The organism is Bacillus cereus group sp. N21 (assembly GCF_016483395.1).
Classification (GTDB): domain Bacteria; phylum Bacillota; class Bacilli; order Bacillales; family Bacillaceae_G; genus Bacillus_A; species Bacillus_A pseudomycoides.
Genome location: NZ_JAEHBX010000011.1, coordinates 102,273 through 118,235, shown reverse-complemented (window position 1 = coordinate 118,235; position 15,963 = coordinate 102,273). Strand labels below are relative to the sequence as shown.

Sequence of the window (15,963 nt, the reverse complement as noted above, 5' to 3'; positions counted from 1 at the left end):
TGAGTCCATATAAATATAGAACTCAGGTTACTTAGTTGTGCTTTTTGAATACAGTCTACTTGACAGGGGTCACTTCATAAGGACTGCTCTTTCCTATTAATTTGCAACGATATTAACAAGTTTTCCAGGAACAACAATTACTTTACGAACTGTTTTCCCTTCAATTTGTTCTTTCACTACTTCGATAGCAAGTTGTTCCATTTCTTCTTTTGATGCGTCTTTTTTCGTTTTCAGTTTCGCACGAACTTTACCCATAACTTGAACAACGATTTCAACTTCATCTTCTACAAGTTTAGACTCATCAAATGTTGGCCAGCTTGCATATGTGATTGTTTCACTGTGTCCAAGCTTGCTCCAAAGTTCTTCCGCAACGTGCGGTGCAACTGGTGCAATCATTTTCACGAAACCTTCTACATATTCTTTCGGAAGTACTTCTGTTTTATATGCATCGTTAATGAACATCATCATTTGAGAAATTGCAGTGTTAAAGCGAAGCTCTGCATAGTCTTCTGTAACTTTCTTCACTGTTTGATGGTATGCTTTCTCAAGTTCTTGATTAGAGGCATCTGTGATTTTCTCACTTAGTTCACCGTTATCTTGAACAAATAGACGCCATACACGATCTAAGAAACGACGAGCTCCGTCAAGACCATTTTCAGACCAAGCAATTGAAGCATCTAATGGTCCCATGAACATTTCGTAAAGACGAAGTGTATCTGCACCATGGCTTGCTACGATATCATCAGGGTTTACAACATTCCCTTTTGATTTACTCATTTTCTCGTTATTTTCACCTAGAATCATACCTTGGTTAAATAATTGTTGGAATGGCTCTTTCGTTGGAACCACACCGATATCATATAATACTTTATGCCAGAAACGAGCATATAGTAAATGAAGTACAGCGTGCTCTGCACCGCCGATATAAATATCAACTGGAAGCCATTGTTTTACTTTTTCAGGGTCTACAAGTGCTTCGCTGTTGTTTGGATCGATGTAACGTAGGTAATACCAGCAGCTACCTGCCCATTGCGGCATTGTATTTGTTTCACGACGACCTTTTTTACCAGTCTCAGGATCAACAACGTTTACCCACTCTTCAATGTTTGCAAGTGGTGATTCACCTGTACCAGATGGGCGAATGTTTTCTGTTTTTGGAAGAACTAATGGTAATTCTTCTTCTTTTACAGCTGTCATTGTACCATCTTCCCAATGGATAACTGGAATCGGCTCACCCCAGTAACGTTGACGACTGAATAACCAATCACGAAGACGATATGTTACTTTTTGATTTCCTGCACTTGTTACTTCAAGCCATTCAATCATTTTAGCAATTGCTTCTTCTTTATTTAGACCATCAAGAAATGCTGAGTTTACGTGTGGACCATCACCTGTATATACTTCTTTCGTGATATCTCCGCCTTTTACAACTTCTTTCATTGGAAGGCTAAATACTTGTGCAAACTCATAATCACGCTCATCGTGAGCTGGAACTGCCATTACAGCACCTGTTCCGTAAGTTGCAAGTACATAGTCAGCAATCCAGATTGGTAATTTCTCACCGTTTACTGGGTTAATTGCATAAGCACCAGTGAATACGCCTGTTTTTTCTTTCGCAAGTTCTGTACGCTCTAAATCACTTTTCGCTTTTACAGAATCAATGTACGCTTCTACTGCTTCTTTTTGATCCGCAGTTGTAATTTCTGTAACAAGCGCATGCTCTGGAGCAAGTACACAGTAAGTTGCACCAAATAGTGTATCAGGACGCGTTGTGAAGACTGTAAACTTCTCATCTGTACCATCGATGTTAAAGTGTACTTCTGCACCTTCAGAACGACCAATCCAGTTACGTTGCATATCTTTTAAGCTTTCCGGCCAATCAAGATCATCTAAATCTTCAAGTAGACGATCTGCATATGCAGTGATTTTTAACATCCATTGTTTCATCGGACGACGCTCAACAGGATGTCCACCGCGCTCACTCTTACCGTCGATAACTTCTTCGTTCGCAAGTACTGTACCAAGTGCTGGGCACCAGTTTACAGGTATTTCATCTACGTAAGCTAATCCTTTTTCAAATAGCTGTAAGAAGATCCATTGTGTCCATTTGTAGTAGTTTGGATCTGTTGTATTTACTTCACGGTCCCAATCATAAGAGAAGCCAAGTGCTTTAATTTGGTTACGGAACGTGTTAATGTTTTTCTCTGTAAATTCTGCTGGGCTATTTCCAGTATCAAGTGCATATTGCTCTGCTGGAAGACCAAATGCATCCCATCCCATTGGATGAAGAACGTTATATCCTTGCATACGTTTCATACGAGATAAAATATCCGTTGCTGTATATCCTTCTGGATGTCCTACGTGTAGCCCAGCTCCTGATGGATATGGGAACATATCTAATGCATAAAATTTTGGTTTTTCTGTCTCATCTGGCGTGCGGAATGTTTTATTCCCTTCCCAATACGCTTGCCACTTCTTCTCAATTTCTTGATGATTAAAGCTCATGAGATATCCTCCATTCAAATTGTATTTATTTTCACCGCCTAAAATACAAAAAACCTCTCATCCCTAGAAAGGGACGAGAGGTTATAGATTCCCGCGGTACCACCCTAAATTAATGTAATAAAGGATGTTCAAAATGTTCGGTAAAGATAGCTGTCGCATTTCTTTATCTTCCTTTTGAACAAGCACTAATATATACATTCGCTTAGATCCGTAACGTGGATAGACGGCAATTGCTACTTTGGTTCACAACTGCAACTCAAAGGCGAGTTCATAACGAAACGTGGATTGACTTGCACCAACCGTCAACTCTCTAAACCAGCTTCTATTACTACTACTCCTTCTCACTGTTATTACAAGTATGAGTTAATTTAAATATATTCTAAAACATGTTACATGTTCCGTCAAACTAAACTGCAATTTTTTCTTCTACTGTTTCTTCCACTTTCACTCGTTTATCATAAATGCTCGTTGCGATAAGCGCTACTACAAGCATTACCATGATTGCTATAAACAATACTTCCATATTGTATAAGTCAACAATTGCTCCGCCAACAACTGGGCCAAACATTTTCCCAACAGTCGCTGCGCTATTTACAACACCTTGATAAAAACCGAGCTTATCATTTGGTGCAAGGATATTCGCAATCGTTGGAACAGCTGGCCAAACAAATAATTCACCAATTGTTAATGTCACCATCGCGACAAGGAACATGGTAAATTGCTGCGCTTGACTAAGTACAATAAATGACACTGCAAAAATGCCGATTCCGATCATAATTTGTTGTTTCAAAGAACGCTTCATCGCACGAATAATCGTATTTACTAATGGCTGCGCACAAACAATCATCGCCCCGTTTATCGTCCATAACAGGCTGTAATGACGAAGGCTAATATTTAATTCCTGCATATGTGTCGCAATCGCACCTTGCCATTGTACATATGTAACCCAGCATAAAGCATATGCTACACATACAATAAGAAGTGCCTTGAATCCTGGTGTAAGTGACCAACCTTTTTTCTTTCCTTCTTTTACTTCTACACTCTTATCTTTCTGATCTTCCATACCACGGAATCCGATAAAAGCAATTAAGAAGAAAATAAAGTATAAAATAAAGTTCGCTAAGAAAATATAATCAAAACGATAAGAAGCAACTAAACCACCGCACGCTGTACCAACAGCGATTCCAACGTTTTGTCCAACATACATCGCATTAAATGCTCTCCGTCCGCCTTCTGGCCAAACCGTACCAACCATCGCATACATCGATGGAAAGACCATACCAGAACCGAATCCAATTAACGCAAGCCACACAACATATAATGGCCAATCATGGAAGAATACAAGACCTAAAATCGCTAATAGTGTAATCACAATTCCTACTAAAATCGACTTATATCCGCCCCATTTATCAAATAAAACACCGCCGAGTAAGTTACCAATTACTCCTGTTAACGAGTTAATCATTAATACCATTCCGGCCACAGATAACGATTTTCCTAAATGATCATGTAAATAAATTGTATTAAATGGCCATAAAAAAGAAGCACCCGTGACATTAATAATCATCCCAGCTACTAATAGCCATACTTTCCTTGGCATAGTTCCCCCTCCTATTCTGTTTTTTTCGTTCTATACATAACAGTAAAATTGTAGTCGTTTTTAAATAGGAAGGCAACTGATTAATAGTTGGTGAAATTCAGATAATGATATTTAAATGAAAAAGAAAAAATACCGAGCACCCTCTGCTCGGTATTTTCTAACTCTTAGTCCTCTTTCGGAAGAACAATTCCTTTATACAATTGAACTGTAATGAAGTAGTAAATTGTGTAAATGACCACGAAAATTACAATTGGTAACCAAATACGGAAATACGGGTCAATTAAGATAAATCCGAAAATATTCATACCAACTAACACGTGAGCAATACCCACAATCGCTGGGAATAAGAATACTAAGAATAATTCTTTATAGATAGACTTCGTTAATAATTCACGGCGAACACCGATTTTACGAAGCATTTGGTAACGTGTAATATCGCTTGATGCACCCGATAGAATTTTAAACATTAAACAACTTGCCATCATTGCTAAGAAAGCAATTCCTAGGAAGAGCCCCATAAATACTGTTCCACTAGCGATGCCGTAAAATCCAGTATAAAACTGGTTCTTACTTTGCAAGGAATTTTCTTTTACATTTTTATATTTAACTAGCTGCAACTCGTCAATTTTTTTCCACTCTTTTTTATATGTTAAGAAATCATCTACTTTTCCAAGTAATGCAACGCCCTCTTTACCTTGCAAACCATCATACATTTTTTGGTCTACAATTTTAATTGTTTGATTAGGGGATACATAAATTGGATGAATCGTGCTTAATGCCTGATCCCACTCCTTTGGAATCACATTATCAGATTTTTCTTGACCGGAACTCGAAATCGCACCTACTGGCAGTTCTTCAGAAACTCGTTTCACTTTACCAATATCTTTCATTCCTTTAAAATCTTTTAAATCTTGTATTAAAGGACGATTTTTCTCTAAATCTTCTTTTAAATAATAGACATATTTATCGTCTGTTTTGTAACGATATTCACTTTTCTCTTTAAATGTAATACCATCTAAAATTTTCTTCTCTTCGGCTGTTGGATTATGAATCGTAACATCATAAATTGCCAAACCATCGACAGTAAGCATAACGTTATTTTTGAACGCCATACCGCCTGAAATCGCACCCGCTCCAAGCGCCACTAACATCGCTACTGTAGCTAGTACTTTTGTTAAGCTATTGATGCGGAAATTTAACTGTGCAAATGTAAAAGCATTAAGTCCTTTTTCAGTACGCTTTTTATTACTCTTTAGCTTTTTAATAATAAGCGGAAGGAATGTTCCAAATAACATGTAAGTTCCGGACGTTACAGTGATTAATGCAATAATAACCCCCATTTGCGCCAACTTACCCATGTAAATCATAGAAGCATAGCCAATTGCTAATAGAATAATTCCAACGAATGCAGCTATAACAGTCTTTACTCCTGCTTTAGAAACACGATCCGTTTTAGAATCAGCATGAACCAGTTGTAGAACCGTAATACGTGATAATTTGATACTATTCATAATTGCTGATAAAACAAATAGTACTAAGAAGAAAATACATGTAACAAGCATAGATGGAACATAAAATGCATGATAGCCACCTGCAGTAAATTCAAGCTGTTGCATAAGTAGTTTACCAATTCCTTGCGCGAGCCCTACACCGACTGCAATACCAACTACAAGAGATGCTGCTCCTAATACAATTGTTTCAATAAACATAAGCAGTGTCACCTTATGCTTTTTGGCTCCTAACATCATATACATACCAAATTCTTTTTGACGAAGTGATAGCAAGAAAGAATTAGCATATAAAATATAGAAGAATGTAATGATAGCTAATAGTACCGCACCAGCATGGAAGACGAATTGAATACTACTGATTACAGAATTCGCCTCAATAAACGCTTTATTCAATGCTAACGTTTGGAACATGTAAAAGATCGAAATTGACATTACAAGACCAACAAGTAAGACAATGTAATCTTTCAGCTTACTTTTCAGTCCTGACATAGAAAGCTTAAATAACATGTCTGAACCTCCTTTCTTATGCTTTTTGTGTGCCTAAGTCTGCAAGCACATCTAAAATTTCTTTATAGAACGCTTCGCGCGTACCACCGCGGTGAATTTCTTTGTATAACTCGCCGTCTTGAATGAATAAAATACGCTGACAGTAACTTGCGCTATATGGATCGTGGGTAACCATCATAATCGATACACCTTGTTCTTCATTTAAGTTTGTCATTGCATCTAAAAGACTCGTTGCATTTTTAGAATCAAGCGCTCCTGTTGGCTCGTCTCCTAAAATGATCGCTGGCTCATGTACAAGCGCACGCGCTGCTGCTGAACGCTGTTTTTGTCCACCAGATACTTCAGATGGGTACTTTTGAAGTATTTCTGAAATTCCTAACATTTCAGCTACCTTTTCTACTTTCGGTCCAATCTTACGTGATGGAACGCCTTGCAAAGAAAGTGGCAGAGCAATATTTTCATAGATTGATAAGTTTTCTAATAAGTTAAAGTCTTGGAAGATGAATCCTAACTTTTGTGAGCGGAAATCAGATAGTTCTCCTTGCTTCATTTTTGTAATATCTGTACCTGCAATTTCAACAACGCCGCCCGTTGCTTTATCCAGTGTTGAAATTACATTTAGCAAAGTTGTTTTCCCTGAACCAGATGGCCCCATAATTCCAACAAATTCACCCTCTTGAATAGAGAATGATACACCTTTTAACGCATGTGATTGACTCTCACCTTTTTTACCGTACACTTTTTGAACGTTTTTTACGTCTACAACTGGTTTGTTCATATATATCCTCCTACAATTGTTTTTCCATTTTCTAGTTTGTACCATTTCTGCATCATCTACCATTGTTTAACATTACATTTACCTTACACTTTTGTAATATAAATGCTTATTTTTCATTTTTTTAGAACCATATCAATAGATTCATTCCATTCAATTTCATAGAAAAAATCACATTAAAAACGTGTTACCTTGCTAACATTTACATTCGGATATACATCGACATTCTTTATTTTCATAGTATTATTCATCTATATCCCTTCCCCTTCACATTTTCCTTATCATGCTTTTTATAAACAAACCAATACATCCAAAAATTCAAATGTCCACCTATTAACATACCACCTATTAACATACATGACGATAAAAAATTCGGAATATTCGACAATTTGGATTATAATGTCACACAAAAAGCTGAGCCCATGTAAGCTCAGCTTTTCCTTTTATTGTTTTAACCTTTTAAAACGAATTCATTCCCTTCATTATCGTTAAAGATAGAGAATGTTCCCCACGCCATTTTATTTGGCTCTTGTGTAAATTCTCCCCCGTTCTTCTTCATTGTTTCATACGTTTCTGTCATATTTTCTGTTACGAACACGATTGATGCTTTTAGCTCATTTGCATTTGGCATCATTGTTTTGGGATAAATGACTAAGTGCGAACGTGTGCCTTTTGGTCCTACTTCAATCCAGCTTGCGTTTGGTCCCATTGGATCGTTACGATATACTTCAAATCCCGCTTTCTCTGTCCAAAACTCGAGCGCCTTTTGTTGATCATCTACGTAAACTGCTACTGTACCGATATGTGCAATCATTGTTTATTCCTCCGTTACTCTGCTTACTTGAATCTTAATTATAACGGAGAGATTCAAAAATACAAAAAGCTGCTCCATTTCTGAAGCAGTTTTTTCTCCAACATTATTTTTTTAAAGGCGTAACTGTCCAATACGTAATCACACGCCAAATTTATTCGAATGGCCCCATCTTGAAAAACTTCATCTAGATGACACTGAAAATAATTTAGATTGTATAAATTGCGATACATACATATAGAGTCTGCATATACGTCAGGTTTCCTGTAAAATTAAACAAGCGACCTGGCTTACTCTGATTGCTTTGATTTTTGTGGTTGTCCTGTTTTACGATTACGCTGTTTTGCTTGTACCACTGGATCGAGTTCATTTGAGAACTCAGCGTTATGTCCATTTTGCGTTTTTTGCTCTGGGTTATTTTGATCTGAGCGCTTTGCCATTACATTCACTCCTTATTAGTGCGGTGTAATAATCATTTGGTGCTGTAATTGACGAACTGCCATACGTGCACGATTTAATTGCTCACGTTGTTCATCATTCGCATGTTGCTGCATAATTTGTAAATCGTTATAAGCTTGTTCTAATTGTAATTGTGCATCAGAATACTCCATTGTATTGTAATGCTCTTGTTTACTTCCGATATCTAATTGCTCTTTTGCATATTCTATAGCTTGCTCTGCTTGCGTAATGTATTCTTCAAGTGATTGACGCTCTGCCATGATGTAGCCCCCTTGCCTTTAGTTCTCCCTTAGTGTGTCCCTTCCATATCGACCTTATGAGTATGTTATAATGGATTTTGTTTCATTTTAGGCTTTAGGAGGGATATGTAATGAAGGTTCAAAACCCTTTTCCATATACAAATGACAATAAACGTTACCATACGTGGAATTATCACTTACGAAAAGAGTTCGGCGAAAAAATCTTTAAAGTTTCATTAGACGCTGGATTTGATTGCCCAAACCGTGATGGCACAGTCGCATACGGCGGATGCACATTTTGCAGCGCTGCTGGTTCTGGTGACTTTGCTGGCGATCGCCGCGATGATGTTGTAACGCAGTATCATGAAATGAAAGAAAAAATGCAATCGAAATGGAAAGATGGAAAGTGTATCGCTTATTTCCAAGCATACACCAATACGCATGCTCCATTAGAAATGCTAAAAGAAAAATTCGAACCGCTGTTGGCAGAAAAAGATGTTGTTGGTCTTTCAATCGCAACTCGTCCCGACTGTTTACCTGACGATGTCGTTGAATATTTAGCTGATTTAAATAAACGCACGTATCTTTGGGTTGAACTTGGACTGCAAACCGTTCATGAGCGCACTGCGAACCTCATTAACCGTGCTCATGATTATCCATCATATGTAGAAGGTGTAAACAAACTTCGTAAGCATGGCATTAAAGTATGCTCCCATATTATTAATGGGCTTCCGCTTGAAGACTACAACATGATGATGGAAACTGCACGTGAAGTCGCAAAACTTGATGTACAAGGTATTAAAATTCACTTACTTCATTTATTAAAAGGAACACCAATGGTGAAGCAATATGAAAAAGGACAGTTAGAATTCCTTTCTCTCGAAGATTATGTCAGTCTTGTTGTGGACCAACTTGAAATCATTCCAGCAGATGTCATTGTGCACCGCATCACAGGTGACGGTCCACCTGACTTAATGATTGGTCCAATGTGGAGCTTAAATAAATGGGAAGTATTAAATTCCATCGATGCGGAATTTATACGCCGCGGAAGCTGGCAAGGAAAATATGCAAATGAGGTGAAACCCGTATGAAATTAGAACGTGTATTACCGTTTGCACGCACGCTTTTGCAAACAGCTGTCAAAGAAGGTGATTATGCCGTAGACGCAACACTTGGCAACGGTCACGATACTTGTTTTTTAGCAGAGATTGTTGGAGAACACGGGAAAGTATTTGGATTTGATATTCAGCGTGAAGCAATTGAAAGTTCAGCTACTCACCTAAAAGAAAGAGGACTTGAAGAACGAACTGTTCTCGTTCATGATAGCCACGATACTTTGTTATCTGTATTACCAGAAGAAGCAAAAGGCAAAGTAACCGGAGCCATTTTCAACTTAGGTTACCTTCCTGGCGGTGACAAATATATCGTTACAAGACCAAACTCAACGATAGCTGCCATCGAACAATTATTAGAAGTCATGGCACCAGAAGGAATTATCGTTCTTGTCATTTATCATGGACATCCAGAAGGACAAGTAGAGCGCGATGCTGTCCTGCAATTCGCCGAAGAGCTGGATCAAAAACAAGCTCACGTACTTCGTTACGGCTTCATCAACCAACAAAATAACCCGCCATTTATTGTGGCGATTGAGAAACGCTAAATATATCGGCGCTTCAACAAGAATCGTTATAAAAAACGTGCATGTGCTGCACGTTTTTTATTGTTCCGAGAATAAAATATACCATATAATGGATGTGAGAAATCTATAAAGAAGGAGGCAATCATTTTGTTATTAGAACGAAAGGAAATACAAAAGGCCTATGGCAAACAACTGATACTAAAAGACATTCATTTATCTATTGCAAAAGGACAAGCGGTTGCCATTATCGGTGGCAATGGTACTGGAAAAAGTACTTTACTCAAAATGATTGCTTCCATTCGTCTCAAAAAAGAAATGCCGGAACTATTATGAGTTTTTCCGCCTATCAATAGTTTTCTGATGTTTGGACAATATGAACATCATTTGCTTGTTCACGTGCTTTGGCTTACTGCATGAGCACTTGCATATTCATTTGTTTTAATGAGTTTGTTTCTTTATCTTGTACGAAAAAGAAGGAACATGTAGACGAAAACAAGAATTTCTAAATTTAGATTATGAAATCAGGAGGATATACAACAATGATTGGAATACTAGCAGGAATGGGGCCGAAATCCACAGGCCCCTTCGTTGATACAGTAGTCGAGCAATGCCAAAAAATATACGGTGCGAAACATGATATGGACTTTCCACATATGATGATTTATTCTTGTCCAACACCTTTTTATATAGATAGATCGATTGATCATAAAGCCATGGAAAAGGCTATTATAAATGGTGCTCAAAAACTTGAAAACACAGGTGTCGATTTTATTGCCATGCCTTGTAATACAGCGCACTTATATTTTTATGAATTACAAAATTCAATTTCAGTTCCCATTTTAAATATGGTGGATGAGACGATAAAAGAAATACCCGATCACGTAAGGAAAGTAGCTCTCTTAGCAACCGATGCGACTGTTCAATCCGGTATATATCAAGATGGGATTGCAAAACGTGGTATGGACTATATACATAAAAATAGCTGGCAAACGGTTATCACTCAAATTATCTCAAACATAAAAATAGGAGACTTGCCTGACGCAACTAAATCATGGCGTACACTTTGCATAGAATTAGCTGAAACGGTAGATGGAGTTATTATAGCTTGTACAGATTTAAACGTTGTATTAAACACCGGAGCACACAGCCTTTATTTAGTGGATTCATCAGCTTGCCTTGCGAAGGCAGCGGTGAATGAATACTTGTCCAACAAAAAAGTATAGAAGGAGAATTCCATGAAAATAGAAAACATCCCTTTTGAAATGGGCTATACATTCGATGAAAATCTCCGCGAAAAACCACTATCCCTTGCTGAAATGAAGCAAGGGATTACATTTTTAAAAACAAATTTAGCTCATTCAGATATATCATATGCGAAGCAATGCGGTTTAATCGGTGTTTACGACCGTATCGTAGGAAACCTTTCTAAGAGCAAATACTACTTACAAAAGGCCATAGAAAGATATGAAGCCTTACAACATACGCAAGGAATTTTTATTAACAAACTTCGCCTTGCTCATGTATATCATTGGGAAAGTGACTTTGAAAAAGCAAATGAAATCTTTGCTGAACTCTTTCATATGTTGCACCAAAATGATTTAACAAATTACGAAGATTTTCTCTATCAACATTACGGAAAAAGTAAACTAGATGAAGGAGATCTGAATGTAGCTTTACCTTACTTTCAAAAAACACTCCAAATTCGAATGAAAAAAGGAAATGAAGAACTTATTCGCTCGACAGAACTATGTATCCAACATTGTTCTTCGCGCCTATAAATATATCAACCCCTCGACAGAAATCGCTAAAAAGACGTGCGCATGCTGCACGTCTTTTTTATATGCCCCTAAAACTTTTAACATTTTTCACAATTCTTTCAAAGTAATCACACTTTATCCCGATATATTAAATGAGCATTCATTTTATAAAAGGTTGAACGGGGGATTTAAAATATGAAAAAGAATCGATCGCTTCATTATATTTTCTGGAGGTGGCATTTTTACGCCGGTCTCTTCATAGCACCGCTACTCATTACTTTATCACTCAGTGGCATTGGTTATTTGTTTCGAGAGGAAGTTGAGAATTTCATCTATAAAGATTTATATTTTGGAAATAGTAGGCAAACAGAATCTCTTTCTATGTCTGAATCCATTTCAACAACAGAAAAGAAATATCCTCACTATAACGTGACGAAAATTAGCTATTTTAAAGATGATCATAATACAAGACTCACAATGGCAAATGAATATACGGGTGATCAGAAGTATGTTTACTTAGATAAACATAACCAAATTGTTGGGGATCAAAATGCTGATGCAACGTTTGCAAATATTATGCGAGAATTACATAGCTCTCTTCTAGTAGGCGGTACCGTTGTAAACTACTTAGTCGAACTAGCCGCTTGCTGGACGATTTTTTTAATTGTTACTGGTTTATATATGAGTATAAAACGCTTCAAGAAACCCCCAGTATCAAACGCTAGAGAGAGATCCAAACGACTTCATAGCATAATCGGTATTGTATTTACAATTCCACTCGTTCTCTTAGTACTAACAGGATTACCTTGGTCTGCTTTCATGGGAAAACAAATTTATAACATAGCAACTTCCAATGAATCACTAGGATATCCGAAATTATATATGGCTCCTCCAGAGTCTAAGTTTAAAGAGTTACCGTGGGCGACTAGACAAGAAACACCGCCACAATCAGATTCAAACGAACAGACAGCTCTTTCAATTGATGAGTTAGAGAAATCTATTCAAATTGAAAAACCATATGTCATTTCATTACCAAATGAGCCAAAAGGAGTATTCACTATTTCAAAATCTAGCGGTTCTGGTATTACAGGAATGCACGTATCACCAAATGAAGAGATTACTGCTTATTTTGATCAATATAGCGGCACTCTCATTTCAAAAATTGACTATCGTGATTATGGCTTATTTGCACAGTGGTTTTCTTATGGTATCCCCCTTCATGAAGGATATTTATTTGGATGGCCAAACAAAATACTATGCTTACTTACAACCTTGTCCTTACTATTCCTCATTTATTTCGGTGTTAAAATGTGGCTAGCAAGAAAGCCACAAGGTAAGGTAGGAGCACCATCAAAACAAAAGGATAAAAAAAGCATATTTGCCTTTATACTTATTATGATTTTATTAGGAATTGTCATGCCTTTATTCGGTTTATCTGTTCTTATTATTTTTGTAGTTGAGTTTTTACTATATCTATTCTCTAAAATACGGGTAAAAAAAGTATAGAAAAAAGCATTTGTACAATTCATCTTGTACAAATGCTTTTTATTTATGACTCAATTTTTTCTTTCTCTCACGAATTAAAAAAAGAACATCACCAAAAATCAACAGAGAAAAAGACGTGCACCAAATGCACATCTTTTTCTATTTCTATCACTGCGCCATTTTCTTTCGGTACATCTTCCCGTTCCAATAGAAGAATCGTGAAGTGAATCCACCATATTTCACGATGCGCCGTGCCATTTGCTGCATATTCTTTTGCTCTGATACCTTTTGATCAGATAAATAAATCCCAAGGAGACCACGGCTAATAAGGCGATGAAACTTCGCATGTGGTAAGCCACCAATATTTCTTTCTGCTTCTTCCACAAAATGCTTCATTCGCTCTAATACGACTTGTTCATTTTCATAATAACTACAGAAATTTAAGTCCCCGCCAAGTCGGTCTTCTTCTTGATCAATAAAGTAATCAAGCAAAATATGGAGCCCTTGTACGTACGGGAAATAACCTTGCTTAATCTTTGCAATATCTTCATCAAGTAATTCATCATGAAACGCATACGCCACGAGACAAAAGATTCCAAGTGTTGATCCTGCACATGCCGAAAATTCAAACCAGCTCATTGGCGGTACATTTTCCTTATGAGCCTCAAACCATGTTTGTAAGCGCGGTTCTCTTTCTTCTAGTTTCACATGCTTATGAATTTGTAAATCACAATAATAACAAGCAAGTTCGTGAAGAATCGGAGCGATTTTATCATAGTGCTTCGTTTTCTTTAAAACATCTTGGCATGTTGCAACAAGCTCATCTAAATAACCACCATCATCTTGATCATCTCGATAACGATAGTAATTGCTTCCTTCACTCTCTGGTGTTAATGCAGTCAGCATTGATTCATGCAGTGCAGCAAAATCATTCGGATCAAGCGATGTACTACGATCACATAAATTATCTAAGTAATCACTAATCGTCTGATACGCCACAATAAAACGAATACATTCCTCGCGTTGTTCATTTGCGAGCAGCGCTAAAATACCACCGCCTTCACAATGAAATGTTTTATGCTCAATACTTGCAATCGCTTGACTATGAAGTTCGTCATTTGGAATATGGTAGGCACGCTCTTTCCACATCGCTAGCTCATGGTGTACAACCGGAAACACATCACGGTATACTTTCGCCATGAGCGTTATGGGATTACTCGGTACGTTCACTTCTTCCTTCATCTCCTCTATTAAATGTACAAATAATTATTTATTTGTTTCTATTATGTTATTTACATGTATTTCAGTAAATGACTTGATATAGTTCAAAATCTCATCTTGCTCATACTCATTTAATAGCTCATGGTAACAATTTGACCATTCTTTATATGCCTTATCACTAATATTTAAGTTATCAAACCATTTACGGACACGTGTTTTATCTACAATTTTATCCTCACATGCCTGCATTAGCAAGAGCGGAACGTCTGGAAACTCATCTATTTTGTCATGAGCAATCTCAATAGATTTTATCAATTCACTATACCAACGAACCGATACCTTGCGCAAGAACAATGAATCATTTTCCATCGCATCGCGAACTTCTTTATTTCTCGTTGACATGTTTACTGTAAGTTTGGTGGGAAATTGAAGTTTTGGCGTGAGAATATTTAACACCTTTGAAACAGCTCTAAGCGGAGCAGCAGGTACAGCTAATACACCTAAGCATGGCGAGCTTAATATAATTCCATCTATATCGTCTCTCTTCGTTTCTTCCATCATTCGAATGACAATAAGACCGCCCATACTATGTCCAAATAAAAAAATAGGTAGCCGATACTTTCTTGCTTCTTTCACCCATAATTTTATTTCTTCTATGTATTCATCAAATGAGTCAATATGTCCTCTATTTCTTGAAGTTGTTCCATGAGCTGGAAGGTCCCCCATGACAACATGATACCCGAAATGATTCCACATTTCTGCTAGCGCCTCATAACGTCCGTGATATTCCATCGCACCGTGCACCATCACGATTACCGCTTTGGCTGCTTCCGCTTCATAATTCCACATACGAAACTCCTCCATTTCACTCTTTTCCTTAATTTGATACACTAAAACTAGTTTCTAGGAAAGGAAGGCTTTACATGATATATCCTTATAAAGATAAAAATCCAAAAATTGCGAGTAGTGCTTTTATCGCTGACTATGTTACGATTACAGGCGATGTCACAATTGGTGAAGAATCAAGCATTTGGTTTAATACAGTCATTCGTGGTGATGTGTCTAAGGTAATAATTGGAGACCGCGTAAATGTACAAGATCAATGTACACTTCATCAAAGTCCACAGTACCCTCTTCTTTTAGAAGATGATGTAACAGTTGGACATCAAGTTATTTTACATAGCTGTACCTTAAAAAAAGACTCTTTAATCGGGATGGGATCTATTATTTTAGACGGTGCTGAAATTGGTGAAGGTGCATTCATCGGTGCTGGTAGTTTAGTTTCACAAGGAAAGAAAATTCCACCTAATACACTGGCTTTCGGTCGTCCGGCAAAAGTCATTCGCGAATTAACAGATGAAGATCACAAAGATATGGAACGCATTCGCAAACAATATGTTGAAAAAGGACAGTACTATAAGTCACTGCAAAAATAGTCTCTACTTGCTGCCACC

The 15,963-nt window shown here is 37.3% G+C and carries 15 protein-coding genes, 3 pseudogenes and 1 other annotated feature; of the genes and pseudogenes, 8 read left to right on the top strand and 10 right to left on the bottom strand.

What is annotated here, in order from left to right:
• Positions 1-96 precede the first annotated feature (96 nt).
• The 8 genes and pseudogenes from leuS to JDS96_RS09120 form a co-directional block, all read right to left on the bottom strand.
• The gene (leuS, locus tag JDS96_RS09155) at positions 97-2,505 is read right to left on the bottom strand and encodes a leucine--tRNA ligase (RefSeq protein ID WP_199666648.1); all 2,409 of its coding nucleotides are present in this window, start codon (positions 2,503-2,505) and stop codon (positions 97-99) included.
• 66 nt (positions 2,506-2,571) lie between these two features.
• Positions 2,572-2,859 (bottom strand) — a binding site (T-box leader).
• Between the two features lie 52 nt (positions 2,860-2,911).
• Complete coding sequence (locus JDS96_RS09150) at positions 2,912-4,105, bottom strand: MDR family MFS transporter (RefSeq protein ID WP_199666647.1); 1,194 nt, start codon at positions 4,103-4,105, stop codon at positions 2,912-2,914.
• Between the two features lie 164 nt (positions 4,106-4,269).
• Positions 4,270-6,123: an FtsX-like permease family protein gene (locus tag JDS96_RS09145; protein WP_199666646.1), complete on the bottom strand. Its 1,854-nt coding sequence runs from the start codon at positions 6,121-6,123 to the stop codon at positions 4,270-4,272.
• 16 nt (positions 6,124-6,139) lie between these two features.
• Positions 6,140-6,901, bottom strand: coding sequence for an ABC transporter ATP-binding protein (locus JDS96_RS09140; RefSeq protein ID WP_018764569.1), 762 nt, complete (start codon positions 6,899-6,901; stop codon positions 6,140-6,142).
• Between the two features lie 448 nt (positions 6,902-7,349).
• Positions 7,350-7,712, bottom strand: a complete 363-nt coding sequence (locus tag JDS96_RS09135; protein ID WP_199666645.1) for a VOC family protein — start codon at positions 7,710-7,712, stop codon at positions 7,350-7,352.
• A gap of 151 nt (positions 7,713-7,863) precedes the next feature.
• A pseudogene (locus tag JDS96_RS09130) lies at positions 7,864-7,995 on the bottom strand (DUF418 domain-containing protein); the annotation flags it as partial.
• 4 nt (positions 7,996-7,999) lie between these two features.
• On the bottom strand, positions 8,000-8,149 hold the full coding sequence (locus tag JDS96_RS09125) for a glycogen biosynthesis protein GlgD (RefSeq protein WP_199666644.1): 150 nt from the start codon (positions 8,147-8,149) through the stop codon (positions 8,000-8,002).
• Positions 8,150-8,164: 15 nt separating this feature from the next.
• Complete coding sequence (locus JDS96_RS09120; RefSeq protein WP_199666643.1) at positions 8,165-8,428, bottom strand: YtzC family protein; 264 nt, start codon at positions 8,426-8,428, stop codon at positions 8,165-8,167.
• Positions 8,429-8,538: 110 nt separating this feature from the next.
• On the opposite strand from JDS96_RS09120, the gene mnmL reads away from it, so the two are divergent.
• From mnmL to JDS96_RS09090, 7 genes and pseudogenes are all read left to right on the top strand, one after another.
• A complete protein-coding gene (gene mnmL, locus JDS96_RS09115; protein WP_199666642.1) occupies positions 8,539-9,498 on the top strand; it encodes a tRNA modification radical SAM protein MnmL/YtqA in 960 nt (319 codons plus the stop codon).
• On the top strand, positions 9,495-10,067 hold the full coding sequence (gene mnmM, locus JDS96_RS09110) for a tRNA 5-(aminomethyl)-2-thiouridylate-methyltransferase MnmM (protein WP_199666641.1): 573 nt from the start codon (positions 9,495-9,497) through the stop codon (positions 10,065-10,067). Before mnmL ends, mnmM begins: the two co-directional genes overlap by 4 nt.
• Positions 10,068-10,193: 126 nt before the next feature.
• Positions 10,194-10,340: pseudogene (locus tag JDS96_RS31970) on the top strand (ATP-binding cassette domain-containing protein); the annotation flags it as partial.
• Positions 10,323-10,532, top strand: a pseudogene (locus JDS96_RS33000) (ATP-binding cassette domain-containing protein); the annotation flags it as partial. The pseudogenes JDS96_RS31970 and JDS96_RS33000, both read left to right, overlap by 18 nt.
• A gap of 53 nt (positions 10,533-10,585) precedes the next feature.
• Positions 10,586-11,269 carry an aspartate/glutamate racemase family protein gene (locus JDS96_RS09100; RefSeq protein ID WP_199666640.1) on the top strand — a complete coding sequence of 228 codons (684 nt, stop codon included), beginning with the start codon at positions 10,586-10,588 and terminating at the stop codon, positions 11,267-11,269.
• A 12-nt stretch (positions 11,270-11,281) separates the two neighbouring features.
• Complete coding sequence (locus JDS96_RS09095; protein ID WP_199666639.1) at positions 11,282-11,824, top strand: hypothetical protein; 543 nt, start codon at positions 11,282-11,284, stop codon at positions 11,822-11,824.
• Between the two features lie 174 nt (positions 11,825-11,998).
• Positions 11,999-13,309 carry a PepSY-associated TM helix domain-containing protein gene (locus JDS96_RS09090; protein ID WP_199666638.1) on the top strand — a complete coding sequence of 437 codons (1,311 nt, stop codon included), beginning with the start codon at positions 11,999-12,001 and terminating at the stop codon, positions 13,307-13,309.
• Positions 13,310-13,456: 147 nt separating this feature from the next.
• Here the strand turns inward: JDS96_RS09090 and JDS96_RS09085 are convergent, their stop codons facing one another.
• Together JDS96_RS09085 and JDS96_RS09080 are read right to left on the bottom strand one after the other, a co-directional pair.
• Positions 13,457-14,518 (bottom strand): tetraprenyl-beta-curcumene synthase family protein, encoded by a 1,062-nt coding sequence (locus JDS96_RS09085; RefSeq protein WP_018764576.1) that lies wholly within the window; start codon positions 14,516-14,518, stop codon positions 13,457-13,459.
• A gap of 36 nt (positions 14,519-14,554) precedes the next feature.
• Positions 14,555-15,358 carry an alpha/beta hydrolase gene (locus JDS96_RS09080; protein WP_018764577.1) on the bottom strand — a complete coding sequence of 268 codons (804 nt, stop codon included), beginning with the start codon at positions 15,356-15,358 and terminating at the stop codon, positions 14,555-14,557.
• 74 nt (positions 15,359-15,432) lie between these two features.
• On the opposite strand from JDS96_RS09080, the gene JDS96_RS09075 reads away from it, so the two are divergent.
• The gene (locus JDS96_RS09075; RefSeq protein WP_003201317.1) at positions 15,433-15,945 is read left to right on the top strand and encodes a gamma carbonic anhydrase; all 513 of its coding nucleotides are present in this window, start codon (positions 15,433-15,435) and stop codon (positions 15,943-15,945) included.
• Positions 15,946-15,963 lie beyond the last annotated feature (18 nt).

Coding starts and splice junctions, on each gene's coding strand:
- JDS96_RS09150 (WP_199666647.1), bottom strand. CDS start 4,105: ATGCCAAGGAAAGTATGGCTATTAGTAGCTGGGATGATTATTAATGTC.
- JDS96_RS09120 (WP_199666643.1), bottom strand. CDS start 8,428: ATGGCAGAGCGTCAATCACTTGAAGAATACATTACGCAAGCAGAGCAA.
- JDS96_RS09095 (WP_199666639.1), top strand. CDS start 11,282: ATGAAAATAGAAAACATCCCTTTTGAAATGGGCTATACATTCGATGAA.
- JDS96_RS09135 (WP_199666645.1), bottom strand. CDS start 7,712: ATGATTGCACATATCGGTACAGTAGCAGTTTACGTAGATGATCAACAA.
- JDS96_RS09090 (WP_199666638.1), top strand. CDS start 11,999: ATGAAAAAGAATCGATCGCTTCATTATATTTTCTGGAGGTGGCATTTT.
- JDS96_RS09075 (WP_003201317.1), top strand. CDS start 15,433: ATGATATATCCTTATAAAGATAAAAATCCAAAAATTGCGAGTAGTGCT.
- JDS96_RS09080 (WP_018764577.1), bottom strand. CDS start 15,358: ATGTGGAATTATGAAGCGGAAGCAGCCAAAGCGGTAATCGTGATGGTG.
- mnmM (WP_199666641.1), top strand. CDS start 9,495: ATGAAATTAGAACGTGTATTACCGTTTGCACGCACGCTTTTGCAAACA.
- JDS96_RS09125 (WP_199666644.1), bottom strand. CDS start 8,149: ATGGCAAAGCGCTCAGATCAAAATAACCCAGAGCAAAAAACGCAAAAT.
- JDS96_RS09100 (WP_199666640.1), top strand. CDS start 10,586: ATGATTGGAATACTAGCAGGAATGGGGCCGAAATCCACAGGCCCCTTC.
- JDS96_RS09140 (WP_018764569.1), bottom strand. CDS start 6,901: ATGAACAAACCAGTTGTAGACGTAAAAAACGTTCAAAAAGTGTACGGT.
- JDS96_RS09145 (WP_199666646.1), bottom strand. CDS start 6,123: ATGTTATTTAAGCTTTCTATGTCAGGACTGAAAAGTAAGCTGAAAGAT.
- mnmL (WP_199666642.1), top strand. CDS start 8,539: ATGAAGGTTCAAAACCCTTTTCCATATACAAATGACAATAAACGTTAC.
- leuS (WP_199666648.1), bottom strand. CDS start 2,505: ATGAGCTTTAATCATCAAGAAATTGAGAAGAAGTGGCAAGCGTATTGG.